Consider the following 24,139-nt stretch of genomic DNA (forward strand, 5'->3'; position numbering starts at 1 on the left):
TAGCAGAAGAGCCAGCCCAACGGGCCGACCTAGCAACAATGATGGGCCGGTTGGTGTTCCGCATCGAGCAAATCGTCTTGGTGTAAGAGGGGGATCCCGCCGAAGATCCATTGGCATTGCTGGCCGAGCACGACCGATTGGCAGCGGAACAGCATGAATTGATCGCCAAGATCAACGCCACCAACCTCACCGTAAACGTCCCGGGCCAGACAATCATGACGCCCGCACTGGCGCGTAGCGCCAACAGGTCCAGCTGCGGCAAACCGTGGCAACGCGCGCCTCGGCCCGATTTGGCCGGAACACCCGCAGCGAATTGCGCTACATCTCGATCGTGGATGTTCCGGTGATCAGGGTGGAGGCGGATTCTCTCGCCGCCCAGCGGAGGGAACCAGATACTCGAATCCAGGAAGCCAACTGGACCAACGAGCTTTCCTGAGTTGTTGGTCCTATCAGATCGCAAGTCGGTATTTCGGATTTTGAGAGCGTGTGCAGGGCCTGCCGCCGTCAAAGCACAATTGGGTGGCAGACTATAGGACCAGTCCAGCGGTTCGTGCCAAGCACTGATCATGTCCTTCACCAAAAGTTTCGTGGGAGAACCACTGATAGTGAGGGCGGGGGATGAATCGCGTGCGCCAAAGTATCGGTGGGTGCCGGGAGAATGACGATGTAGGAACTCCTTGGCAGCTGTTTTGGAGGTGGCGGTGAAACGTTACAGGTACCGGATGTACCCGGACCAGGAACAGTGCGTGCATCTGGTACGCGTTTTCGGGTGCGCCCGAATGGTCTACAACGACGTCATCGCCGCCCGCAGGGCAGCTTTTGCCGCCGGCGAGAAAAGCCCGTCGGTCTATGACTTGATGAAGTTGATGGCCCGGTCCAAGCAGACCGAGGAGCGTGCCTGGCTGGGCGAGGTCACCGACGTGGCATTGCAACAGTCGATGAGGGGCGCTGATGCTGCCTACGGTAACTTCTTCGCTTCCCTCACGGGAAACCGCAAGGGCCGGAAACTTGGGGCGCCGCGGTTCAAGTCCCGTAAGGACCATCACGACAGCTTCCGTATCACCGGGCGGGCGAACTTCGCGGTGCGGAAGGTCGGGGCCCACCGGGGCCAGGTGCGCTTGCCGAAGGTTGGCTGGGTTCACTTTGCACTTTCACGGGATTTGCCCGCGGCTCCCTCCAGCCTGACTGTGGTCCGGGATCCCGACGGCCGTTACTACGTTTGCTTCGTGGTGGAGGCCTCTGCCCGCACCGCGCCGGCGCCAATTCACCCGTGTGTGGGCATTGACCTGGGGCTGGACCATCTGGCGGTGATGGCCTTCGACGACGGAACCAGCGTGAAGGTCGATAACCCAAGGCACCTGAATCGGAAGCTGCGGAAACTTGCCGCCGCACAGAAGGAATTGGCCCGCCGGCAGAAGGGATCCGCGAACCGGGAGAAATCCTGGCACAAGGTCGCGGTCCTGCACCGGAAGGTGCGGGAAACCCGGCTGGACCACCACCACATGCTGGCCAGGAAGGTCGTTGACGAAAACCAAGTCATCGGCCTGGAAACCCTGTCCATCCGCGGGCTGGGCCGCACCCGGATGGCCAGGTCCATCCACGACGCCGGGTGGGGAACCCTTGTCCGGCTCATAGAGGAGAAAGCCACCGAGGCCGGGCGCACCGTTGTCCGGGCGGACCGGTTCTTCCCGTCCACCAGGATGTGCAGTGCGTGCGGGGCTGTCGGAGAGAAGAAGCCCCTGCGCATCAGGTCATGGACCTGCAGGTGCGGGGCAACCCACGACCGCGACGTGAATGCCGCCGCGAATCTGAGGAACGTCGCTGCCGGGCAGGCAGAGACGCTGAACGACTGTGGAGGTCGTGTCAGTCCGGCACCCGTGCCGGCAACGACCCCCGAAGCAGTAACCGCCTTGGCCACCACATAGGCGGCGACCAAGGATCCCGTTTCGTGAAGTAAGGGAGGATGCCAAGGTGCACACATGCATCAACTCTCAACGGAGGGTCAACTTGCTCAAATTATCACCACGCGCAGGCTTGTTGTCCGGATGAAGGTTGGGTTCGGGGAACATACGGTCTTTTGTCCCGGCCCGTAGGGTGAACCTGTGGTCCGGGACCTACTCATTCCTACAGGTTGTGCCTGCACTCACTGACGTACGCCACATTTTGTGTTTGGAGCCGATGGTTTCGACACGCCGAGGGGTGCGACACGCCAAAATAATTAACTGTGGGTTGTTCCTCCACAGGGTGTGGACGCAGGGGGTCTTTTGTTGGATTCCCGGGGTTAAAGTGGGGCAACTTATCCACAGTGCGTGTGGACTGCGGGTGACCGGAATGACAGACGTGTAATACATCATCTTGGGGTATAACCCCTCCGGCCCCACTAGATGTAGTATTGAATTAGCTGGCGAGGCCTAGTGCAAAATCCCCCAAATGTGCGGGGAAATGTATGAATCTCCGCCTCTCGAAGGCTTTGAAGCCACCGAGTCACATCGTCCCGGCGACCGACCCCATTGCAGGGGGTTGCGGGGAGCCGGCCACACCACATACATAGATTTTTTGCACGAGGGGATTTACGGACATGACCGTCACGGTATACACGAAGCCAGCATGCGTACAGTGCAACGCAACTTACCGCGCTCTAGACAAAAAGGGCATCGTCTACCAGAGCGTCGACATCTCGCAGGATCCCGCTGCGCTGGAGCGCGTACGCGCCCTTGGCTACATGCAGGCACCGGTTGTCATCACCGACGCCGATCACTGGTCTGGCTTCCGCCCGGACAAGATCGAAGAGCTCGCCCAGGGCCTCAGCGCTTCCGTGGCCTAACAAGCAACCCCCATAGCTTTACCGATTCAAGCAGTTTCGAGGCGATCACGATGCCTACTTCATCGCTGGCAACACCGATGCAAGGACACGCCCCCGCGGCGGAGGTACTCACAAGCAGCCACTTGATCTACTTTTCTTCCTCATCCGGTTACACACACCGGTTCGCGGGAAAGCTGGGGATCGAATCTGCGCGTATTCCTCTGCATGCTCGGGATCCACAGCTGGTGGCCACGGAACCTTTCGTGCTCCTGCTTCCCACCTATGGTGGGGAAAAGGGGGAGCGTTCGATTCCGCCGCAAGTTGTGACGTTCCTCAACGACGCACGCAACCGAAACCTGCTGCGTGGCGTGGTGGGAGCGGGAAACACAAACTTTGGAACCACGTACTGCCTGGCCGCAATCAAGATCGCGGCCAAGTGCAATGTTCCGCTTCTATACAAATTTGAACTCATGGGCACCCAAGAAGATGTGACCCGAGTTCGCGAAGGATTGGAAGTCTTTTGGACACGAACATCGCAGAGCCTGAAATGAAGCAGAATTCTAAGGAATTGCCTGCTGCTTTTCAGGGGTTGGGTTACCACGAACTGAATGCAATGCTGAACCTTTACGGTTCCGATGGACGCATCCAGTTCGAGGCTGACCGTGCCGCAGCACGTCAGTACTTCTTGGAGCACGTGAACAACAACACCGTGTTCTTCCACGACCTCGACGAGAAGCTCGAGTACCTGGTCAAGCACGAGTACTACGAGCGCGAAACGCTCGACCAGTACACGATGAACTTTATCCGCGATCTCTACCGCGGTGCCTACGCCAAGAAGTTCCGTTTCGAGACCTTCCTGGGCGCCTTCAAGTTCTACACGTCCTACACGCTGAAGACCTTCGACGGCAAGCGCTACCTGGAACGCTACGAAGACCGCGTGTGCATGGTTGCCCTGCACCTGGCACGTGGCGACGAGGAACTGGCCGTCTCCCTGGTCAACGAGATCATCGAAGGCCGCTTCCAGCCGGCCACCCCGACGTTCCTGAACGCCGGCAAGGCCCAGCGCGGCGAGCTCGTTTCCTGCTTCCTGCTCCGCATCGAAGACAACATGGAATCGATCTCCCGCGGCATCAATTCCTCGCTGCAGCTTTCCAAGCGCGGCGGCGGCGTTGCCCTTTCGCTGACCAACGTCCGCGAGCACGGCGCCCCGATCAAGCAGATCGAGAACCAGTCCTCCGGCGTCATCCCGGTGATGAAGCTTCTCGAAGACAGCTTCTCCTACGCCAACCAGCTTGGCGCACGCCAGGGTGCAGGTGCCGTTTACCTGAACGCACACCACCCTGACATCTACCGCTTCTTGGACACGAAGCGTGAAAACGCCGATGAAAAGATCCGTATCAAGACCCTGTCGCTGGGCGTTGTCATTCCAGACATCACCTTCGAACTGGCCCGCAAGAACGAGGACATGTACCTCTTCTCGCCGTACGACATCCAGAAGGTCTACGGCGTTCCGTTCTCGGACATCTCGGTCACCGAGAAGTACTACGAGATGGTCGATGATGCACGCATCAAGAAGACCAAGATCAACGCCCGCGAGTTCTTCCAGACCTTGGCCGAGATCCAGTTCGAGTCCGGTTACCCGTACATTATGTTCGAGGACACCGTAAACCGCGAGAACCCGATCAAGGGCAAGATCTCGATGAGCAACCTGTGCTCCGAGATCCTGCAGGTCTCGACCCCGTCGGAATACAACGAGGACCTCGGCTACAAGACCGTTGGCAAGGACATTTCCTGCAACCTCGGTTCGATGAACATCGCCAAGGCCATGGACGGCAAGGACCTCGGCGGTACGATCGAAACCGCGATCCGCGCGCTGTCGGCCGTCTCGGACATGTCCTACATCAACTCGGTTCCGTCGATTGCCCAGGGCAACGCCAGGACCCACGCCATCGGCCTGGGCCAGATGAACCTTCACGGTTACCTGGCACGAGAGCGCGTCCACTACGGTTCCGAAGAAGGGTTGGACTTCACCAACATCTACTTCTACACCGTGGTGTTCCACGCCCTGCGCGCCTCGAACAAGATCGCCATCGAGAAGAACGAAACCTTCGAAGGCTTCGAGGATTCGAAGTACGCCTCGGGCGAGTTCTTCGACAAGTACACCGAGCAGGAATGGCTTCCCGCCACCGAGCGTGTGCGCGAACTCTTTGCCGGCATCGACATCCCGACCCAGGATGACTGGCGTGCGCTGAAGGCCTCCATCGTGGAGCACGGCATCTACAACCAGAACCTGCAGGCCGTGCCGCCGACCGGTTCCATTTCTTACATCAACAACTCGACCTCTTCCATCCACCCGGTGGCCGCGAAGATCGAGATCCGTAAGGAAGGCAAGATCGGCCGAGTGTACTACCCGGCGCCGTACCTGGACAACGACAACCTGGAGTACTACCAGGACGCCTACGAAATCGGTTACGAAAAGGTCATCGACACCTACGCCGCTGCCACGCAGCACGTGGACCAGGGCCTGTCCCTGACGCTGTTCTTCAAGGACACCGCCACCACGCGTGACATCAACAAGGCCCAGATCTACGCATGGCGCAAGGGCATCAAGACCCTGTACTACATCCGCCTGCGCCAGATGGCACTTGAGGGTACCGAGGTCGAAGGCTGCGTTTCCTGCGCGCTGTAGCCAAGTAGTGCTCTAAGCACGGCCGATTCACCATCGGTTGCCGGGTAGCGATAACCTAACAACCGAATGCGTACGACGGCGGGTGTCCACCCGCCGTCGTACGTACACCCGTATTAACCAAAAACTTAGCAAGAATAGAGGGGACGGAAATGACTGAGAAGCTAAAGCTTGCCGGCCACGTCGAAGCCATCAACTGGAACCGCATCCAGGACGACAAGGACGTCGAGGTTTGGAACCGCTTGGTCAACAACTTCTGGCTGCCGGAAAAGGTGCCGCTGTCCAACGACATCCAGTCGTGGAACACGCTCACCGAGGACGAGAAGCTGCTCACCATGCGCGTCTTCACCGGCCTGACCCTGCTGGACACCCTTCAGGGCACCGTCGGCGCCGTCTCGCTGATCCCCGATGCGCTCACCCCGCACGAAGAAGCCGTGTACACCAACATTGCCTTCATGGAATCGGTGCACGCCAAGAGCTACTCCTCGATCTTCTCGACCCTTTGCTCGACCAAGGAAATTGACGACGCATTCCGCTGGTCCACGGAGAACGAGAATCTGCAGAAGAAGGCGCAGATCATTGAGAGCTACTACTACGGCGAAGATCCGCTGAAGCGCAAGATCGCCTCGACGCTGCTCGAGTCGTTCCTGTTCTACTCCGGCTTCTACCTGCCGATGTACTGGTCTTCCCGCGCCAAGCTCACAAACACCGCCGACCTGATCCGCCTGATCATCCGCGATGAGGCCGTGCACGGCTACTACATCGGCTACAAGTTCCAGAAGGGCCTCGAAGGCCTTTCGGAGGAGCGTAAGCAGGAGCTGAAGGACTACACCTTCGAGCTCATGTTCGAGCTGTACGAGAACGAAGTGCAGTACACCCACGATCTTTACGACGGTGTCGGCCTGGCCGAGGACGTCAAGAAGTTCCTGCACTACAACGCCAACAAGGCGCTGATGAACCTGGGCTACGAAGCCATGTTCCCGGCATCGGTCACCGATGTTAACCCTGCGATCCTTTCGGCACTGAGCCCGAACGCCGACGAGAACCACGACTTCTTCTCCGGCTCCGGCTCTTCCTACGTGATCGGCAAGGCCGTGAACACCGAAGACGAGGACTGGGACTTCTAAGTCCTTCTCCACCTGCTTTTCTCGAGGGCGCCAGCTTCCACTACGGAAGCTGGCGCCCTTTAGGCTTTGTCGAGGCTGGGTGATTTTTGGAAGTTTTCGTTTCGCTAGCCAATATCGCTGGTGATTCGTTCCCGATTGAACGAATTTCCTGGTTCAACGGGAGACCGCGCGTCAATTCTCTCCGCCAGTCGTTCCATGGCCGGTGCCTTTCGTCCACGACATTGTCATGCCCAACATCGTTCCTCGGTGCTTTGGCAATTCGGAACCAGGACAGCGCCACCTTTCGTCCACCGGGACTGAGCCTAGAAACGTCTACCTAAAGAACGTCGACGCCAGTAGCATCAGGTATGGGGCTCCGCTACGCCTTTCCGCTGCGAGGGTGCACGAGCGCTGGCTAAATCACAGGGCAGCATGGTTCGTGCCGCTATCTTTGCTGCAAGACGGCACACCCGGAGGAGGACACTATGGCACTCATATCCCGGCATTGGTATCCCCTCTCCGAAAGTGGTGACGCGTTCCTAAAGTCCGCGCGCTTTCGCTACGAGCAGTCAGTGGAGACCACGGCGCCCGCCGAACGGATCTGGGAGATACTGACCGGTTACGATTTGCTCCACTGGGTACCGGTGTGGACCGGTCTGCGCTGGGGCTCGCCTCCTTTCGGCGTGGGGACAGTACGCGAGGTCACGCTGGTGAAAGTGTTCACTGTCCGTGAGCGGTTCTTTCGCTGGATCGAGGGGCAACGATATTCGTTCAGCGGTCTGAAGGCGTCTCTTCCCGGCCTTCGAAGTGTGGCGGAGGACTGGGTCATTGAGCCCACGTCCTCCGGCTCCCGCCTCACCTGGACACTGGCCATTGGGGCACACCCTTGGGCTGTCCCGTTGGTCTGGTTGAGCGGCCCGATCATCAGAGGAGTGCAACGCCGAGGCCTGCGCACTCTCCGGGTGCATATGGGGAACTGATGTAGGGCCCCAGCGAAAAAGACGAACGAGGCACTCGCGCAGGGCCCTTCGCAATTGACCAGTTTTGGCCGTTCGACCTGCCTATCGCCGGGCGGGGAACCATAGCCAGCCCCTCCGCACCGAAAAATGCGGACCTGCGCCAATCAGCCGGGTGGGACGAATACGGATTCATGCCACCACACCGGCGGGCCGGACCCGGGTGAAGAAGGTTAAGGTCTTCGGTCCGGCCCTGAGTGTGCATCGCGAAAAGGCGGTGGAATGCTGCGCGGCCTTATTGCTTCCCCATGGCCACCCGCATTCGGTCCTCGGGGGTGATGAGGTGGTCCTGGCTGTCGTCGCCCAGATCGATCTGAACCCATTCGATGTCCCCGGTGAATCTGCTGTCGCAGTCCGAATACCGGTCCGACACGGGGGAGCCGGCATCGACGCCGACGTCGGCTGTCTCGTCTGCCGAGAACATGATCGGGTGGGTGCGTTCGATGCGCCCGGTGGCGACCTGGCTGCCGTCGACGAACAACGCAACCGTAGCCCCTTTGCCCAGTCCGCCGCCGTCGTAGGCGAATTGCGCGCTTACTTGGTGGGCCCCCGGGGGCAGTGGTTCCGGGGCGGTGATGTGCGTGGTGTTTAGACCCAGGAAGTTGTAGGTGTAGTTCAGCTTCCCGTCGTCCACGGACAGCGCCCATCCTCCGCCCAGCCCCCCTTGGGCGAAGATGACGCCGCCCGCGCCGGATTCAGGGACGGAAATGGCGGCGGTGACGGTGTGTGACTTGTTCTTGGTGTTGATGGTCGTGTGTTCGTTCAGGCCCGTCATGCCGCGGAAGAACCGCTGGGTTTTGCCCTTGATGAGCTCGGGCCGTCCGGCAATGTCCGGGTTCACCCGTTCCACGGTGCGGTCATCGAGCGGGAGCACGTTGTGGCGGACGGCTTCGATGAGCCAGAGCCGTTGCAGCTCGTGTAGCCGCTCCGGCTGCTCTTGAGCGAGGTTGTGCGACTGGGTCCAGTCGGTCGTGGTGTCGTAGAGCTCCCACACGTCGTCGTCGAAGGCCGGCAATTGGCCTGCTAGCCACGGGGTGCTGTGGTGGGTCACCGCGGACCAGCCGTTGTGGTAGATGCCGCGGTTTCCCATCATTTCGAAGTACTGGGTGGTGTGCGTGTCGGCGGCCGATGCGTCGTCGAAGGAGTAACGCATCGAGGTGCCCTCGAAGGGCTTCTGGGTGACACCGTTGATCGTGTCGGGTTCGGGCAGCCCGATGGCTTCCAGCACGCTGGAAGCAATGTCGATCACATGGTGGAACTGGTGGCGGATCTCGCCGCGGGCCGTGACGCCCCGGGGCCAGTGAACGACCGTGCCATTGCGTGTTCCCCCGAAGTGCGAGGCGATCTGCTTTGCCCACTGGTAGGGCGTGTCCATGGCGTGCGCCCAGCCGACGGCATAGTGGTTGTAAGACTCCGGGCCGCCGAACTTGTCGAGATGTTCGATCAAGAATTCGGGCGTCTCCAACGCGCTGGCCTTATTGAAGTAGGTCATCTCGTTGAAGGTGCCGTTGAGCGAGCCCTCCGCGGAGGCCCCGTTGTCCCCGATGATGTAATAGACCAGGGTGTCGTCCAGGAGGCCGTCCGCTTCCAGCGAATCGATCAGGCGTCCCACGTGGTGGTCGGCGAATTCAAGGAAGGCCGCGTAGACCTCCATTTGGCGTGCCAGGACCGGCTTGAGCTCCTCCGGCATATCGTCCCAGGCCGGAATCTCGGCATGCCGCTCGGTGAGGACCGCCTCGGCGGGAATCACCCCGATCTCCTTCTGGTGCGCGAACGTTTCTTCCCGGACGGCATCCCAGCCCTTGTCGAAGCGCCCTTTCTGTTTGGCGATCCAGTCCGCCGGCACATGATGCGGGGCGTGCGTCGCGCCGGGGGCGAAATACATGAAGAACGGCCGGTTGGGGGCCAGTGACTTTTGCTGGCGGCTCCAGGTGATGGCCTTGTCAGTTATGTCGGCCATGAAGTGGTAGCCGTCCTCGGGCCGCCCGACCTCCACCGGGGTCGTGCCTTCGATGACGGCCGGATACCACTGGTTGGTTTCGCCGCCAATGAACCCGTAGAAGTAGTCGAATCCTGAGCGGGTGGGCCACCGGTCGAAAGGCCCCACCGGGCTCGTTTCCCAGGCGGGGACCTCGTGGCACTTGCCGAACTGCGCGGTCGAGTAGCCGGCCATCCGGAGGATCTCGGCCAGCGGCACCGTCGTGTTGGGCCGAGAGGAGGTGTAGCCGGGCGCAGCCGTCGCGGCTTCGGTGACGGTCCCCATCCCGACCGTGTGGTGGTTCCTTCCCGACAGCAGGGCCGCCCGGGTGGGTGCACACAGCGCTGTGGTGTGGAATCGCGTGTATTTCAGGCCGTTTGCTGCAAGCCGCTCGGCTGTCGGGGTCGCGCACGGGCCGCCAAAGGCGCTGGAGGCGCCGAAACCCACGTCGTCCAGCAGAACGATAAGCACATTCGGGGCCCCGGGCGGTGGCAATGTTGGCTGGATCGCCTCGAAGTGCGAGTCCGGATCCCTGGCGTCGTAGGGTAGGAATCCGGGATATCCGCGATCCGGCACGGGGAGTGAGACCGAAGCTGGCTGTTGATTTTCCATGACTTTGTCTTCCTGTAATTGGATCCAACCCAACTGGCGTCTTTGCTGGAACCTGGAGCTCCACGTGTCACGTCAGGAATGATGTGCTTTCCCGTTCGAGGCTTGAACGGCGTATTTGTTGGTTTGTGGCAGCGTGCCGATCCATCCAGAATCCACTGACTGTGACTCGGTGGGTGGGGCTTCCTCGGGATAATGATCGTCGGAGCCCACTAGGAAGGTGCCGCCGGGACCCCAGATCATATGCTGTGTGGGTGGTTTCCCCGCTGTATTCGATGCAGCGTCTGGACCTGTCGCACGGCTGGAGGACGTCGGAACCTCGACGATCGGGTGGCTGACGCCATTCACGGGGTTCATGATTCGCTAGTTCCCTTGTGCCGTCGTAGCAGCACTTGTCGGGAAACGCGCATTTCAGATGCCGCAGCGGACGGCATGCAGGTCACGCGTGAAGTATCAGAGAGAACGTGGCCTGAAGACGTTAGGGCCAATGTCTGCTCCTCTCGGGCCCCATTTCGCGGCCCTATAGCGCCCCCCAACCCACGGATATTGCTGTCACCGTAGCACAACGATCCTTCGCGCGGTAGGGGACTGCGGGGGGCGATCCTCAACCCGAAATCACGTTGTCGAATGTGATGCACTCACCCCGAATCCTATTCGAGAGGGCTGCCGGCTACGTGCTGTTTCTAACATCGGGTGAACCACTTCGACGCCGATCTGCCGTACGCCAGCCAGTGCGAAAAGCGGTCAGAAGCCCGAACGGATCAGCCTGCGCGTCCATGCTTCCGGTCTCGAGAATCTTTGTCAGAGTTTCTCACACAACGCGATCATCTTTGGGTCTCCAAGATAACGGAGGCTGACAAAATCGGCGGGCAGCCGGACGTGCCTGCGGCAGGCAGCCCGAATCGGGGAATCGAGGCGCTGAAACCCGGCATGCGAGGAACAACGTGCAGGGCAGGAAGGTCGCCATTCGGTCGGCTGTCCAAACTCGATCCCAGTACCACCTGGACGTAGCCGCGAACTTTCGGACGGTCTACACTCGGGGTTATCCAGTCCTGACTGGAGGTTTGTACACGGCCAGCAACTCCCTGGCACCCGTTCCGCTGGCGCGGAAAAGTGCTGGACCCTTTCCTGAACGATCGTCGCCGGTATCGGGAGCTCCCTTCCCGGAACCCGAACAGGAGCCAATTGTGTTTACCGATCTCCGTGGACGTAGGGGCTAACATGGACCCTCCTCGGATATTGTTCATCGCTTTCCAGGGGAGCATCATGCTGACGGTCTTCGGCTTCGGCCTGAGGGCCACCATCGAGGATGTCCTCTACGTCGTACGCCGTCCACGCATCCTGGTGATCTCGCTGGTGTCCATGTTCATCGTGATGCCCTTCATCGCACTTGTCCTGGCCTTGGTCATCGCCCCGCCGACGGTGGCGCTGGTGGCGCTGGTGACCCTGGCGCTCTCACCGGTTCCGCCGACCCTTCTGGGCAAGGAACACGATGCCGGTGGGCATGCATCCTACGGACTCGGGCTCACGGTAACGGTTTCGATTCTGTCGATCGTGCTCATTCCCGCATTGGTGGTGTTCCTGGGCAGCATCACGGAGAATCCTTTCAATGTTGGCTTCGCGGCGGTTGCCCGCCAGGTTCTGCTGGCAGTGGTGCTGCCGCTGGCGGCAGGCATGCTCGTACGGGCGTTCCTGCCCCGTCTAGCAGAGCGGGTGGAGAAGCCGTTCGCCCTGGTGGCGAAGGTGGTGTTGTTGGCCGCGGTTGTATTCGTGCTGATCGCGGCGTTCCCGCAGTTCTTGTCAGTACTCACGGCAAGCACGGTCGTGGCCTTTGTTGCTTTTACGGTGTTGGGTCTGGCCTTCGGCCACATTATGGCCGGACCGAACCCCGGAGATTCGAGGGTTCTGGCACTTGCCAGCGCGCTCCGTCACCCGGGCATCGCCCTGGCAATCGCCACCGCGAACTTCCCGTCCATGCAGTTCGGGGCCGTCATCATCGTGTATCTGATCATCGGCACGATCGTCTGCATCCCCTACATGAAGTGGATGCAAAAGCGCTCCGTGAAACCGTGGGCCCCTAGCTGTGAAGGCTGACGTCGGGCCTTGCCAGGAGCGGCAGTCCGGAGGAAGGGAATGAAACCAATGGAGATTGACTCGATCATGGAAGACCTTGGCAAGGCCGTCGACGTTGCTGGCGTTCTGGCAATAGTCATTGGAGCGGTCGTTGCGACACTTCTGGCGGCCATGGCTTTGCTACGCCACCGGGAACGCAGAATTTACGTGACTTACCGGGAGCGTCTGGGCCGTTCGATCCTCTTGGGCCTGGAGTTGCTGGTGGCAGCCGATATCATCCGCACGGTCGCTGTGACCCCAACCTTCGAGTCGATGGGCGTCCTCGCGCTCATCGTCCTGATCCGTACCTTTCTCAGTTTCACGCTGGAGCTTGAAATGACCGGGCGGTGGCCTTGGCAAAAACTTGATACCGATGTTCCCTCCGAGCCTTAGTGATTCACTGGCTCCCTCATGGAATGCGAAGTTGCGTGGTCCCCGGTATTGTGTTTTGCCCTATGCGCGCAACGCATAGAAAATGGTGGCTCCACCTAGAAGTAGGACCAGTGAACAGGTAATGATCGTGTATCCGAACCGCCGGTATCCACGGACCACTTTGCCCTTGGCCGCTTCGTCAGCAACTGCATCTTCAGCCGCCATGACTGCGTCCTGGAGCATCGGGCTCAACGCTTGGAGGCCGACAAACCAGGCAAAAAGAAAAACATAAAAAATGACGAAGACGAAGACCGGGAAGCTGGGCGTGTTCGTGGCGAGGACAATCAGTGTCAGTAGCTCCGCGGCGATGAAGCCGGTGATCAGAATGGCCATCATGACAATGCCGTATTTGCCCGACAGCCCAAGAAATTGGATCTTCAGTTTCCGCCTGCTGCCGGGATCCAGGAAATGGCTGGTGAGGGCAAAAGCCACAAAAATCGATGGCAGGACTGTTGCTGCTGACTGGAAAAACTGCAGTTTGACTTCGATGTTCATCGATACCCTCCCCGGTGGCCATCAGCCGGGTCTTGGCGTAGAAAGTCATCCAAGAATACGCCCGGTCGACGTCATGGAACAGGGAGAGAGAAAGTGTTGACCGGTCGTCGCATGCTCCGCTTGTCCGTGCTGCTTGGAACTGATCAGGACCTACGCCTCGGGTTTCCTTCCGCCGAAGCCATGCCACCTGGATGGTCCTGAACCGCATGCCTAACCTGTCCTTTTCATCCGGCAGCTATCGATTGCTCCGTCACCTGGATTGACGCTAGAGGACCGTGACTTACGGAAATGCACTGAGTACCATGTAAACCATGAGCAGATCCTGACTGCCAACAATCTGCTGAAACGTCGAGCCTGAGGCACGAAGAAGTGCTTGCGTAGTCAAATCGGTCGACCGGTTGCGACAAGATCCGGCCCGCTTGATCCTGCTGAGTACAAAGAGGTGCGGAGCATGAATACTGCGGAACTATCAACGCCGCCGCCCCAACCCGAGGTTGGTTCAGCCGAGGCGCGCTCCATCGGTAAAGAGGCCTATATCTATGGCTTCCCGATGGTGGATGGCTACCGCATCATGTACACCTATTTTGTCGACCACGAGAACCCTGAATTCAAGGCACCCTGGAACCATCTCAAGAACATACCCCGTGTGTACTCATCAGAGGACACGACGGTACAGACACCGAACGCAGACACGCCATACTCGATGCTCGGTCTTGACCTACGTGCCGAACCAATGGTGCTCACCGTGCCAAAAATTGAGCGGGAACGCTATTTCAGCATCCAACTGATCGATCTGTACACGCACAACTTCGCCTACATCGGCAGTCGCACCACCGGTAACGACGGCGGCAGTTTCCTGGTCGCCGGACCGGGATGGAAGGGAGAGATCCCTGAGGGAATCACTGCAGTGTTCCGGGTGGAAACCGCGCTTGCCCTCGCTGTCTACCGCACCCAGCTGTTCAGCCCGGAGGACCTGGACAACGTCAAGAAGGTGCAAGCCGGATACATCGCGCAACCGCTCTCAGCGTTTGTTGGCCATCGGCCACCCATCGACCCGCCACGCGTCGAATTCCCCAAACCGCTCACGCCAGGCGAGGAAGAGATCTCACTGGAAGTACTAAACCTTTTGGGCTTCCTTCTCCAGTTTTGTCCCACGCACCCGTCAGAAGTGGAGCTGAGGGAGCGTTTTGCCAAGATCGGAATTGTCTCCGGCCGGAGAATTTACCTTGGCTTCAGGGAAGGGATCGAGCAGGGCGTCCAGGACGCTTGGCATGAGTTCGCCGAACTGAAGAAGCAAGTGGACGCGGGAAAGGTCACCTCGGGACAGCTGTTTGGCACCCGGGAGTTCTTGCAGAACAACTATCTCTACCGCATGGCCGCCGCGAAGCTCGGCATCTATGGCAATTCAAAAGCCGAAGCCATGTACCCGATCTACGGCACCGACTCCGAAGGCCGCTCTCTGGAAGGATCCAGCCGCTACACCCTGCGTTTTGCGCCGGGAGAGCTGCCGCCGATCAACGCGTTCTGGTCAGTGACGATGTACGACATGCCACGAAGCCTGCTTGTGGCCAATCCGCTGGGTCGCTACCTGATCAACTCTCTTATGCTGCCATTTCTTGCAAGGGATCCGGACGGCGGCTTGACCTTGACGATCCAGTCCGATTCCCCGGACGAGGACCGGAAAGGCAACTGGCTGCCCGCCCCTACCGGCCCATTCATGATCGCCATGCGTCTCTACTGGCCGAAGGACGAAGCGCTGACTGGCCAATGGACCGCGCCGCCACTGCAGCGCACCGATCGTCGCCCGCATCATCGACGCCGACCGTGAACGGTTCCCCGACCGGGGCTCGCGCATCGGCGGCTTGGACACAGCAGTGGACGAGGCAAAAGAGGGGCCGTCCGTCGACATGAATCACGATTCAACATGTCTTCGGTTTCCAATGCAGCGAGAATCCCGGTTCCTACCATTCGCCATGGCTTTGGCGCAGCCGGCAGGACCGTAGTCTCGGCCGCCGGCCTCGCTGTCCGTCATACCCGAGCCAAAGGAGCGCCATGACGCAGACAACAGATGGCGGGGGAACAACCAAATCCCGGTTGTTGGCCGCCATCGCGTCCATCGGGCCGCCAACCGCCGTCATCAGCGCGGTGCTGGCCTATTCCGGCTGGGCCCAAGCCGCCGCCCAGGCCAAGTACATGAATCTAAATCTGGCCCTGTTCGGTTACACCAGCCAGGACTACATCCGCTTCAGTGTGGGCAACCTGTTCGCGCTGCTGGTCTGCCTCTTCGGCGTAGGCCTCTGCGCCCTGGCGTTAGACAGATGGCTTCGCCGCCGGATTGAGCGCGGCGATGGCCCCACGGTTCGGCGGATGGCCGGGGTTGTTGCCTTCGTGGGCATCTTGGTGGCCGGTGCCGCGCTGTTGGTGTTGGCGCTTAAGTCCGATCGAATCACGCTGTATGCCCCATACGTGGTTGCCGCCGGCGTTTTGCTCGCCGCGTGGGCATTGCGGCTGCGCTGGCTTGCGCATCCCGGCAAGCCGGAGGTGCTGTCGGTTGGACATCGCGTTGGCCAAGGTGCGCTGTTACTTGGGCTCGTGACACTGCTGCTGTGCTGGGGCGCGGGCAACCACGCCGACGCCGTCGGCCGCCGCGCTGCCATGGAGATCGAGCAAAACCTCGACGATCTTCCGCGGGCAGAACTGTACAGCTCCGAGCCGCTGGCCATCAGCGAGCCGTCTGTCACCGAATCCAAGCTCGGCACTGACGCCGCACCGGTCTACCGCTACGACGGGTTGCGTCTGCTGTCGGTAAGCGGCGGTCACTTGTTCTTCCTGCCCGACGGGTGGACGGCGCAGAGCGGGACCGTGGTGGTGCTGCCCGACAACGGCACGGTGCGGGTCCAATACGGGCGTTGAGGATCAAATGCCGAAATCACCCGACTGATACCGTCAAGCCCAGGGTTTGGCGATTTCGAAATGGTTGACCTGACTGGGTGATGCCCGGCAAGACGGCGGTCAGGGCACTCGGGGAACTAAGTGTCACCTCGCGATCCGATTGAGCCCAAGTGGCACCATCTGCTCGGCGTCCACGACGGGATACCTATCGTTGCGAGGCATGCCGAGACCGGAGCACGAATTCGATAAATGACTGATCTGTCGGCCAGGAATCCGGCCCCAACAGGAGCAAACCGAATCGATTCTTCTGATCTCGGTAGTGCTTGCCGCCCTGGTGTTTTGCGGGGTGGTCAGTATCGGTCCGGAAATGCCTTGTTAGTTCTCGAGATAGGAATCCAAGGTGGATCTTGATTACCGGAGTCCGTCTGTTGAATTTCCTACGTGAGCGAGGCGACCAAGCTGACGCGTCGTACTTCGATCTGGAATGCGCATTGGATACCCGCATGTTGGTGCGGAGATAAGAGCGGGCCCTATGATGCCCGTGTTCTTGCAGCCAAGGTTCGGCTATGGAGAAAGGCCAGGATCGCTCTCGCGCAATGAAAGGCCTATGCCGCAATCACGTCGGGATAGACCGCCGGGCCCGTTTCATGCCGCAAATGCAGCTGGCAAAGATGACAAGTGGTTTCAAAATTCCATAGGTAGGATGCTGATTTGCAACCGCGCGATTCCATGCGACAGGTTGCTGAAAGAATGCCAACTGGGCTGGAAACTCACGGCTGGCGTCCTATGATTTTCATAGTTAGCCCGAGATGGATGCCGAGGTTTTTCCAATGCCGTTGTTTCCGTGTCGTGGCCTTTGAAATGGCTTCGCCCATCCTTGAACTGCGCAAGATTCGGATCAATAATCGGTATCCTGTCTGGATACTTGTGTGATGGGTGCATGATGCATTTCGCAAAGGAGAATTCATGTTTTCTAAACGAAGCACAACCTGGGCGGTAGTCTTCGGCGTAAGCCCGACCGCATTGGCATGCAGCGCGATTGCCTTGTTCAATGCAGGTATCGTGGCAGACGAAAACAACCTGACCTCGAATCAGCAGCCTGTTCTGTGGATGATGTTCGGAATCAGCGTCGCTGGGCTGCTAATTGCCTTGCCCGGCTGGTTGGGTTCGAGGCCAGCCAAAACCCAACTGCAGAACGACTAGCCAAACAAATCCGAGGTCGGGGCGTGCGGTTGGCCCTCTGGATATTCCTGCAGGCGAAGAGCCAACATCCTCCATACGGCTGATTCACCGAAGATTCTGTGCCGGTAGTCTCAAGGCATGCTCATACCTGCCATCATTCTCATCACAGCAGCCCTTGTCTTTTACACGATCGGCGTGTGGGCGGAACACCTCCAAAAAGTCCTGAAGTGGTGGCATGTCGGGTTCTTTGCGTTGGGACTCATTTGCGACGCCAGCGGAACCTTCCTGATGTCCCGAATCGCTGACTCCGGCGAAGTCCAGGCTGTCGGGGTCGGCGCGGGACTCAACACCATCATGGCCGTCACCGGAGCCGCAGCGCTATTGCTCATGGTGCTCCACCTAGTGTGGGCAATCATTGTTCTGGTGCGCAATCGCGAAGCCGAGAAGAAGAGCTTCCACAAGTTTTCCCTTGTCGTCTGGGCAATATGGCTCATCCCGTATTTCACCGGGGCCATCGGCGCCAACATGGGCTGACCTTTGCCGCGGACAACTCGACTCTGACGAGCTTTTCAGGGTCGTTGTAGGACCCCCGTCGCGCTCTACCGGAGTAGATGACCTCGGCGTATCGTGATGTGCAGCACTGCGTGCTTCGTTCCCACACGAGGAGGCATCATGTCATCGGGAATATTCCGCACGAAAAGCATTGAACAGACGATGCAAGACACCGAGGAACCGGAGCACCAGCTCAAGAAAAACCTTGGCGCACTTGATCTCATCGTTTTCGGCGTAGGCGTCAGCGTCGGAGCCGGCATCTTCGTCCTCACGGGCCAGGCCGCCGCATCGAATGCCGGGCCCGCCATCGCGCTGTCTTTCCTGATCGCGGGCCTCGGCTGCGGATTGGCCGCCCTCTGCTACGCCGAGCTGGCCTCAAGCGTGCCGGCCGCCGGCAGCGCCTACACCTACACCTACGCCACCATGGGCGAACTGCTCGCGTGGATCATCGGTTGGGACCTGATCCTGGAGTTCACCGTAGGCGCCGCGGCGCTTGCCACATCCTTCAGCCAGTATCTGGGCGTTATCCTCGACGGAACTCCTTTTGCCATCCCCGAAGCGATTGCGACGGCGGAAGACGGCTATCTCAACCTGCCCGCAGGCCTGCTGGTGCTAGGCCTGACGATCGTGTTGATATCCGGGGTGAAGCTCTCCAGCCGCATCAACCAGGTGGTCACCGGAATCAAGGTACTTGTGGTGCTTGCCGTCATCATTGCCGGAGCCTTCTTTATCAACGTCGCAAACTGGTCACCGTTCGTTCCCCCCGCCCAGGCTGCTCCCGAATCCGCGGGCGGTGCACTGCACTTGCCACTGGTCCAGACGTTGTTCGGGCTGGAACCGAGTGTCTTCGGCGTCGGTGGGGTCTTCGCGGCGGCGGCAATGGTGTTCTTCGCCTTCATTGGCTTTGACGTCGTGGCCACCACGGCAGAAGAGACCCGCAATCCACAACGCAACCTGCCGATCGGCATCTTCGGTTCGCTGGCAATCGTCACCCTGCTCTACATGGCGGTGTCGTTGGTCATTACCGGCATGCAGAATTATCAGGACATCGATCCGGAGGACGGTGCCCCGCTGGCCACCGCCTTCGTGAACGTGGGCCTGCCGGTCATGGCAAACCTCATCGCCATCGGTGCCTGTATCGGGCTGATCGTGGTGTGCATGATCCTGTTCCTCGGCCAGACACGCGTGGGCTTCGCCATGGCCCGCGACCACCTGCTGCCCGCGGCCCTGGCCAAGACCCATCCGCGATTCGGCACTCCCTACAGGTTCACCATCATCGCCGGCATCCCGATCGCGATCCTGGCGACGTTCGTTCCCTTGTCGACGTTGGCGGAGCTGGTCAACATCGGCACTCTGGCCGCCTTCATCCTGGTGTCCATCGGTGTCATCATCCTGCGCAAGGCCCGACCGGACCTGAAGCGGTCGTTCAGGGTGCCATGGGTGCCGGTGCTTCCAATCGCCTCGGCACTCCTCTGCTTCTACCTGATGCTGAATCTGTCGTTGGAGACCTGGATCCGGTTCGTCATTTGGCTGGTTCTCGGGTTCATTGTGTACTTCGCATACTCCCGGAAGCACAGCCGGCTCAACACTGCGGAGGAGAAGCGGTAGCAGTCTCACAAAAGCCCGAACGGAGTGGCAAGCTCGCCGGCGCATATCCAACGTCAGTCAGGGAACGGCCCCGGCGGAACTCGGACCGCGGAACGCCGATTGTCTTGAGTCAGCCGTTGCCCCGGAATGCCGGACCGTAGCCTTGGACGGGTTCCGGGGAGGGCCGTCTGGCAGCTGGAGTCGAAACGGCCATATGCTTGGTGGCTGCGCGCAGTACCCATGGAACGAAGTATTCCTTGGTCCAGATGAGGTCGCCGGCCCTGGCCTGGCGCCAGGTTTGGGTCGGCAGGGGCTGGAACTCGAGGGGCTCGAAGCGGGGGGAGATGCCCAAGTTGGCAAGGACCAGTGCCGCAACCTTCTGGTGGCCAATGGGGGAGAGATGCAGGCGGTCCCTGTCCCACATGCGGGGATCGGACAGGTCCCTCAGCGCCCACAAATCCACCACCATTGCGCCGTTTCGAGTGGCGACGGCCCGAAGGGTCTCGTTGAATAGAGCGATCTTGGATCGGACGTGGCCCAAGACGGTCCCGGGGCCGGAATCCGGTCCGACAAATATCAGCACCGTGGCCCCGGTTGCGCAAAGTGCTTCCATGGCGGGGTCAACGGCTGCTGCGAGCTTGTCGGGGTTGGCATCGAGACGTATGAGGTCGTTGCCGCCGGCCTGGAAGGTCACCAAGTCGGGGGCAAGCTGTATCGCCTGGGGCAGCTGCCTTTCAACCACTTGGCGGATCTTGGCTCCGCGGATCGCAAGATTGGCATAGGAGAAGTCGGATTGCCCGTGGCTGAGCTCCTTGGATACGCAGTCCGCCCATCCGCGATAGCCGCCCGGACTCAGCGGGTCGGGATCGCCGTATCCCATCGTGAAGGAGTCACCCATCGCCACGTAACGGTGCCAAGGATGCTCTTCGACAGGCTGGGCCAGGTGATCTTTTCCGGGTTGGACATTGATGCTTCCCATTGTCACCGCTCCGTTCTGTCTGCCTTCCTTTCAGTCGACACCCCCGGGGGCGGTCCATGCCAGTGCACAAAGTCCCGAGGCATGCCCAACGCGCGATTCGGGCGGGAGGTTGCGCCTGCAGGCAAGGGAGTCGGGACGGGATTCCCGCGCGTGGAACCCCGAATCCACATCCTGTCCCATCTCATGCGGTAGTTGGGCGTTGAGTCAATCGGCCGATGTTCCTGCAGCCGAGGCTAAGGTGGAAACGGAATACAACGAGGAAGGCGCTATCTTGGCTGAGAACACCACGATTAATCCCGCAAGCAGCGTGGCGGAGATCCGGGCAGCACTGGAAAGCATGCGAGACCCGCGAATGCTTGCGGTGAACGAAAAGCGCGGCAACGACCACGCCGTAAACCTGACGAAGCTTCGCGGGCTGGCCAAACAAATCAAGACCAACCAGGATCTGGCCATCGATTTGTGGAACACCGGGGATTCGGATGCCCGATTGTTGGCCTTGTTGATCTGCAAGCCAAAGGCATTTGGGCTCGAGGAGCTCGACGCAATGCTGCGCGAGGCGGTGGTTCCAAAGGTCCAGGAATGGCTGGTCAGCTATGTCGTCAAGAAGAGCCCGCATTGCGAGGCATTGCGGTTGCGATGGTTCGACGACCTCGACCCCGTCGTCGCCAGCGCCGGCTGGGAACTCACGGTAACCCACGTCTCTAAGAACCCCGGGCTGTTGGACTTGCCCCGTCTTTTGGAAACCATCGAATCGGAAATGAAGGATGCCCCGGAACGCCTGCAGTGGGCCATGAACCACACCTTGGCGGAGATCGGCATTTCGCACGCGGAGCACCGTGAACGTGCCCTGGCCATCGGCGAGAAACTGCAGGTGCTGGCCGACTACCCGACGCCCCCGGGGTGCACCTCCCCGTTCGCGCCGATCTGGATCAACTACATGGTCGGCCGCCAGGCATAGTTTCGCACTGCCCCGGTCGGTCTTGGGACAGGGAACAACGGTCCCTGCGCGAAACGACAAGACTGCCCACGGCTTGGCTGGCGCCATGCCGTGGGCAGTCTCATGGGGAAAAGGGCCCGGGAATCGCCGGGACGATCGCCCGCGCGCTCCCGGAGCCGGTGGTTTTACCAGTAGCCGAGGGCGAATTCCGCGATGACCACCGAGAGCAGGAAGGACGCGGAGATCGCCACGAGGCCCACCGGGATGATCTTCCAGCCGATGTTCCTCAGCAGCGGAACGTCCTTGCCCAGCGACAAGCCGGCAAGCGTCAGCATGACGGTGGCGATGGAGAGGAAGTCGACGGCCGAGACGAGATCGGTGAGGGGTTTCGCGGCGAAGAACCACGGGCTGGATATGTAGGCGCCGATGGTGGTGATCCAGATGATTGCCGAGATCTTGCGCGAGACCTTGTGCAGGAACAACCCCAGCAGGACCAGGCCCATGAGAACCGCATAGCCGCCGACGATGTTCCAGTGCACGCCCTTGGCCGCCACGAAGGCGGTACCGAGGCCCAGGACGGTCAGCACGCTCAGGGAGAGCCACAGCGGCAGCTTGACCTCGGCGGACGACTCTGCGACCTTTTCGCGGAAGGCGCGGTTGGCTTCGTCTTCGGCCGTATCGATGGTTGCCTGGGCGGCCGAGGCGGTGACCGCAGGTGTCGCGGTGGCGACCGCGGCGGTGGCCTTCTTCTTGCGGGTCAGCAGCTTGTAGAACCTGTCGGCCAGCGGCAGCGAGACGTAGATGCCTACATACACGCCCAGGATGGTGGTGATCAGGTTGGACACGGCGGCCATGCCGAGGATGGCTTGTTCATCGGCCGGGTAGGCAGCGACGATGCTGGCCGCGGAGGCCGCCATCATGGAGCCGGACCCCACGCCGGCGCCCATGGCCAAGGCCAGCGGGTTGAAGACGCCCCAGTTGGCCACCAGGGAGGTCAGCAGGGTGATGTAGACGGCGCCAAAGAGCGTGCCGAAGACGTACATGGCCAGCACGCCGCGGTACTGGTCGGAGTCCGGGCCGTACTTTTCAGAGACCATGGCGAACGACGGTTCGCGGTCCAGCGAGAAGGTGGCGCCGACCGTTGCCTTGCCCATGCGCAGCAGCACGGCCAGCGGAAGGGCCAGGAACACGGTTCCCAACAGGTGGCCGATTTCCTGAAGCAGCAGTGCCGGGCCGGCCTTGACCAGCACGGGCAGGCTTGGGCCGATGTTGAAGGCGAGCCGTGCCACCAGGAGCATCACGGCGACGCCCACCAGGGCGGCCGCGACCTTCTGCAGGTCCAGGCCAAGCGGCTTGAACTTCTGGATGGACACCAGCAGGCCGAGGATCAGGCCCCAGACCATCGGGAACACGATGATCGAGCCGATGCCGATGTCGAACTTGGCCGAGCCGATGAACTGCACGGCCAGGCCAATGACCAGGGCCAGCAGGGCGATGGGCAGGGTGTGTTTGAGTCCGGCCATTGCCGGTGCGGTGCGAGTGCTCATGCGCGGGATTCCTTGGTTGGGCGGGTGTAGGCGGCCTCGATGAAGCGGCTGCGTTGGGAGGGGTTCGTGGCTGCATCGGCAGTGCTCCAGGCCAGGGCCTTGGCTGCCTCGAACATGACGTCATACGCCGCCGGGGTGTCGGCCAGGGCTGCGAAGGCGTGGGAGTGGATGCCGACGTCGGCGCCGGGGATGCTCAGCCACGGGTGCAGGCTGGGGATCGCCTGGGAAATGTTGCCCATGTCGGTGGACCCGCCGCTCATTCCGGCGGCCGGCGAGGTGTCCTTGCCCAGCACGTTCATGGCGGCAATCCAGTTCGCGGCCAGGTCGTCGTCCTGCAGCAGCGGCTCGTACAGCGGCTCCGTGGATTCGATCTCCAGCGTCGTGCCGGTGGCCAGCGCCGCGCCCTCGAAGCAGCGGCGCACGCGGACCAGCAAGGCCTCGTACTCGGGCAGCGTGAAGGCCCGGCACTCGAATTCCACCACGGCGAGCTCGGGGATGATGTTGGTTGCGTGGCCCGCCTCGGCAACGTACATGGCAACACGGTGGTCGCCGGGGATCTGCTGGCGCAGCAGTCCCACCGCCACCTGGCTGAGCACCGCCGCGTCGGCCGCGTTCACGCCAAGGTGGGGCGCCGCGGCCGCATGGGATGCCTTGCCGGTGAACGTGGCCCGGTAGCGGCCCACGGCCTGCGCGCTGGTTCCGGCCGGGTTGTAGGTGACCCCGTCCTGGACCGGGTGGACCATCAGGGACAACCCGACACCGTCGAATGCGCCGGCCTCCAGCATCAGCGACTTGCCGCCGCCGTGCTCCTCCGCCGGGGTGCCGATGGCCTTGAGCGTGATGCCCAGCTTGTCGGCCAGCGGGGCGAGCGCCAGCGCCGCGGCCACGGAGGCACCGGCGATCAGGTTGTGTCCGCAGGCGTGTCCGATCTTGGGCAGGGCGTCGTACTCGACGCACAGCGCAACGGTCAGTTCGCCGCTGCCGGCGGTTGCCGTGAATGCGGTGGGCAGCCCCGAGGTGCCGGCTTCCACGGTGAAGCCGCCCTCGCGCAGCAGTGCGGCGATGCCGGCCGAGGCACGGACCTCCTCGAAGGAGAGTTCCGGGTTCGCATGGATGTCGCGGGCGAGGTCATGGACCTTGCTGCGCCAGGACTCGACGCCGGCGGCCAGTTCCGCATGGACGTCGGCACCTGCCTGGGGAGTGTCGGTGGGGTTCAAGATGGTGTC

The 24,139-nt window shown here is 61.0% G+C and carries 20 protein-coding genes and 1 pseudogene; 16 read left to right on the plus strand and 5 right to left on the minus strand.

Annotation, left to right across the window (positions count from 1 at the left end):
* Window positions 1-104 precede the first annotated feature (104 nt).
* The 8 genes and pseudogenes from ACIQLF_RS11725 to ACIQLF_RS11760 all read left to right on the plus strand — a co-directional run.
* Window positions 105-224, plus strand: a pseudogene (locus ACIQLF_RS11725) (hypothetical protein); the annotation flags it as partial.
* Window positions 225-253: 29 nt separating this feature from the next.
* Window positions 254-436: a hypothetical protein gene (locus ACIQLF_RS11730; protein WP_400298470.1), complete on the plus strand. Its 183-nt coding sequence runs from the start codon at window positions 254-256 to the stop codon at window positions 434-436.
* Between the two features lie 265 nt (window positions 437-701).
* Complete coding sequence (locus tag ACIQLF_RS11735; protein WP_400298348.1) at window positions 702-1,925, plus strand: RNA-guided endonuclease InsQ/TnpB family protein; 1,224 nt, start codon at window positions 702-704, stop codon at window positions 1,923-1,925.
* A gap of 653 nt (window positions 1,926-2,578) precedes the next feature.
* Window positions 2,579-2,824, plus strand: a complete 246-nt coding sequence (nrdH, locus tag ACIQLF_RS11740) for a glutaredoxin-like protein NrdH (protein ID WP_209997258.1) — start codon at window positions 2,579-2,581, stop codon at window positions 2,822-2,824.
* 50 nt (window positions 2,825-2,874) lie between these two features.
* Window positions 2,875-3,354 carry a class Ib ribonucleoside-diphosphate reductase assembly flavoprotein NrdI gene (gene nrdI, locus ACIQLF_RS11745; RefSeq protein WP_400298351.1) on the plus strand — a complete coding sequence of 160 codons (480 nt, stop codon included), beginning with the start codon at window positions 2,875-2,877 and terminating at the stop codon, window positions 3,352-3,354.
* Entirely contained in the window at window positions 3,351-5,492 is a 2,142-nt protein-coding gene (nrdE, locus tag ACIQLF_RS11750) for a class 1b ribonucleoside-diphosphate reductase subunit alpha (RefSeq protein WP_400298353.1), read from the plus strand. Before nrdI ends, nrdE begins: the two co-directional genes overlap by 4 nt.
* Window positions 5,493-5,641: 149 nt before the next feature.
* Window positions 5,642-6,616: a class 1b ribonucleoside-diphosphate reductase subunit beta gene (nrdF, locus tag ACIQLF_RS11755; RefSeq protein WP_400298355.1), complete on the plus strand. Its 975-nt coding sequence runs from the start codon at window positions 5,642-5,644 to the stop codon at window positions 6,614-6,616.
* A 464-nt stretch (window positions 6,617-7,080) separates the two neighbouring features.
* The gene (locus ACIQLF_RS11760) at window positions 7,081-7,575 is read left to right on the plus strand and encodes an SRPBCC family protein (protein ID WP_400298358.1); all 495 of its coding nucleotides are present in this window, start codon (window positions 7,081-7,083) and stop codon (window positions 7,573-7,575) included.
* A 271-nt stretch (window positions 7,576-7,846) separates the two neighbouring features.
* On the opposite strand, the gene ACIQLF_RS11765 is transcribed toward ACIQLF_RS11760, so the two are convergent.
* Entirely contained in the window at window positions 7,847-10,201 is a 2,355-nt protein-coding gene (locus ACIQLF_RS11765) for a sulfatase-like hydrolase/transferase (RefSeq protein ID WP_400298360.1), read from the minus strand.
* Between the two features lie 1,263 nt (window positions 10,202-11,464).
* Here ACIQLF_RS11765 and ACIQLF_RS11770 point away from each other — a divergent pair.
* Both ACIQLF_RS11770 and ACIQLF_RS11775 read left to right on the plus strand, forming a co-directional pair.
* Complete coding sequence (locus tag ACIQLF_RS11770) at window positions 11,465-12,292, plus strand: bile acid:sodium symporter family protein (protein WP_400298363.1); 828 nt, start codon at window positions 11,465-11,467, stop codon at window positions 12,290-12,292.
* 48 nt (window positions 12,293-12,340) lie between these two features.
* Window positions 12,341-12,703, plus strand: coding sequence for a DUF1622 domain-containing protein (locus tag ACIQLF_RS11775; protein WP_400298365.1), 363 nt, complete (start codon window positions 12,341-12,343; stop codon window positions 12,701-12,703).
* 60 nt (window positions 12,704-12,763) lie between these two features.
* Here the strand turns inward: ACIQLF_RS11775 and ACIQLF_RS11780 are convergent, their stop codons facing one another.
* Complete coding sequence (locus ACIQLF_RS11780) at window positions 12,764-13,237, minus strand: hypothetical protein (protein ID WP_400298368.1); 474 nt, start codon at window positions 13,235-13,237, stop codon at window positions 12,764-12,766.
* A gap of 451 nt (window positions 13,238-13,688) precedes the next feature.
* Here ACIQLF_RS11780 and ACIQLF_RS11785 point away from each other — a divergent pair, with 451 nt between their 5' ends.
* The 5 genes from ACIQLF_RS11785 to ACIQLF_RS11805 all read left to right on the plus strand — a co-directional run bounded on the left by ACIQLF_RS11785 (window position 13,689) and on the right by ACIQLF_RS11805 (window position 19,471).
* Window positions 13,689-15,065, plus strand: a complete 1,377-nt coding sequence (locus ACIQLF_RS11785; protein ID WP_400298371.1) for a DUF1254 domain-containing protein — start codon at window positions 13,689-13,691, stop codon at window positions 15,063-15,065.
* A 224-nt stretch (window positions 15,066-15,289) separates the two neighbouring features.
* A complete protein-coding gene (locus ACIQLF_RS11790) occupies window positions 15,290-16,150 on the plus strand; it encodes a hypothetical protein (protein WP_400298374.1) in 861 nt (286 codons plus the stop codon).
* A gap of 945 nt (window positions 16,151-17,095) precedes the next feature.
* Complete coding sequence (locus ACIQLF_RS11795; RefSeq protein WP_400298377.1) at window positions 17,096-17,332, plus strand: hypothetical protein; 237 nt, start codon at window positions 17,096-17,098, stop codon at window positions 17,330-17,332.
* 117 nt (window positions 17,333-17,449) lie between these two features.
* Window positions 17,450-17,845: an HsmA family protein gene (locus ACIQLF_RS11800; RefSeq protein ID WP_400298380.1), complete on the plus strand. Its 396-nt coding sequence runs from the start codon at window positions 17,450-17,452 to the stop codon at window positions 17,843-17,845.
* 138 nt (window positions 17,846-17,983) lie between these two features.
* On the plus strand, window positions 17,984-19,471 hold the full coding sequence (locus tag ACIQLF_RS11805; RefSeq protein ID WP_400298382.1) for an amino acid permease: 1,488 nt from the start codon (window positions 17,984-17,986) through the stop codon (window positions 19,469-19,471).
* 109 nt (window positions 19,472-19,580) lie between these two features.
* On the opposite strand, the gene ACIQLF_RS11810 is transcribed toward ACIQLF_RS11805, so the two are convergent.
* The gene (locus ACIQLF_RS11810; protein WP_400298385.1) at window positions 19,581-20,429 is read right to left on the minus strand and encodes an SGNH/GDSL hydrolase family protein; all 849 of its coding nucleotides are present in this window, start codon (window positions 20,427-20,429) and stop codon (window positions 19,581-19,583) included.
* Window positions 20,430-20,700: 271 nt separating this feature from the next.
* Here ACIQLF_RS11810 and ACIQLF_RS11815 point away from each other — a divergent pair, with 271 nt between their 5' ends.
* On the plus strand, window positions 20,701-21,387 hold the full coding sequence (locus ACIQLF_RS11815; protein ID WP_400298388.1) for a DNA alkylation repair protein: 687 nt from the start codon (window positions 20,701-20,703) through the stop codon (window positions 21,385-21,387).
* A 164-nt stretch (window positions 21,388-21,551) separates the two neighbouring features.
* Here the strand turns inward: ACIQLF_RS11815 and ACIQLF_RS11820 are convergent, their stop codons facing one another.
* Together ACIQLF_RS11820 and ACIQLF_RS11825 are read right to left on the minus strand one after the other, a co-directional pair.
* Complete coding sequence (locus ACIQLF_RS11820; RefSeq protein ID WP_400298391.1) at window positions 21,552-22,913, minus strand: DUF3100 domain-containing protein; 1,362 nt, start codon at window positions 22,911-22,913, stop codon at window positions 21,552-21,554.
* Complete coding sequence (locus tag ACIQLF_RS11825) at window positions 22,910-24,130, minus strand: M20 family metallopeptidase (protein WP_400298394.1); 1,221 nt, start codon at window positions 24,128-24,130, stop codon at window positions 22,910-22,912. The genes ACIQLF_RS11820 and ACIQLF_RS11825 overlap by 4 nt, the downstream gene beginning before the upstream one ends.
* Window positions 24,131-24,139 lie beyond the last annotated feature (9 nt).

The organism is Paeniglutamicibacter sp. NPDC091659, from assembly GCF_044756805.1.
Classification (GTDB): domain Bacteria; phylum Actinomycetota; class Actinomycetes; order Actinomycetales; family Micrococcaceae; genus Paeniglutamicibacter.

What these genes read in the sequence shown, in the direction of transcription:
- nrdE (WP_400298353.1), top strand. Translation starts at nt 3,351, where the DNA reads ATGAAGCAGAATTCTAAGGAATTGCCTGCTGCTTTTCAGGGGTTGGGT.
- ACIQLF_RS11775 (WP_400298365.1), top strand. Translation starts at nt 12,341, where the DNA reads ATGGAGATTGACTCGATCATGGAAGACCTTGGCAAGGCCGTCGACGTT.
- ACIQLF_RS11795 (WP_400298377.1), top strand. Translation starts at nt 17,096, where the DNA reads ATGTTTTCTAAACGAAGCACAACCTGGGCGGTAGTCTTCGGCGTAAGC.
- ACIQLF_RS11785 (WP_400298371.1), top strand. Translation starts at nt 13,689, where the DNA reads ATGAATACTGCGGAACTATCAACGCCGCCGCCCCAACCCGAGGTTGGT.
- ACIQLF_RS11780 (WP_400298368.1), bottom strand. Translation starts at nt 13,237, where the DNA reads ATGAACATCGAAGTCAAACTGCAGTTTTTCCAGTCAGCAGCAACAGTC.
- ACIQLF_RS11790 (WP_400298374.1), top strand. Translation starts at nt 15,290, where the DNA reads ATGACGCAGACAACAGATGGCGGGGGAACAACCAAATCCCGGTTGTTG.
- nrdF (WP_400298355.1), top strand. Translation starts at nt 5,642, where the DNA reads ATGACTGAGAAGCTAAAGCTTGCCGGCCACGTCGAAGCCATCAACTGG.
- ACIQLF_RS11810 (WP_400298385.1), bottom strand. Translation starts at nt 20,429, where the DNA reads ATGGGAAGCATCAATGTCCAACCCGGAAAAGATCACCTGGCCCAGCCT.
- nrdH (WP_209997258.1), top strand. Translation starts at nt 2,579, where the DNA reads ATGACCGTCACGGTATACACGAAGCCAGCATGCGTACAGTGCAACGCA.
- ACIQLF_RS11760 (WP_400298358.1), top strand. Translation starts at nt 7,081, where the DNA reads ATGGCACTCATATCCCGGCATTGGTATCCCCTCTCCGAAAGTGGTGAC.
- ACIQLF_RS11820 (WP_400298391.1), bottom strand. Translation starts at nt 22,913, where the DNA reads ATGAGCACTCGCACCGCACCGGCAATGGCCGGACTCAAACACACCCTG.
- ACIQLF_RS11770 (WP_400298363.1), top strand. Translation starts at nt 11,465, where the DNA reads ATGCTGACGGTCTTCGGCTTCGGCCTGAGGGCCACCATCGAGGATGTC.
- ACIQLF_RS11765 (WP_400298360.1), bottom strand. Translation starts at nt 10,201, where the DNA reads ATGGAAAATCAACAGCCAGCTTCGGTCTCACTCCCCGTGCCGGATCGC.
- ACIQLF_RS11805 (WP_400298382.1), top strand. Translation starts at nt 17,984, where the DNA reads ATGTCATCGGGAATATTCCGCACGAAAAGCATTGAACAGACGATGCAA.
- ACIQLF_RS11800 (WP_400298380.1), top strand. Translation starts at nt 17,450, where the DNA reads ATGCTCATACCTGCCATCATTCTCATCACAGCAGCCCTTGTCTTTTAC.
- nrdI (WP_400298351.1), top strand. Translation starts at nt 2,875, where the DNA reads ATGCCTACTTCATCGCTGGCAACACCGATGCAAGGACACGCCCCCGCG.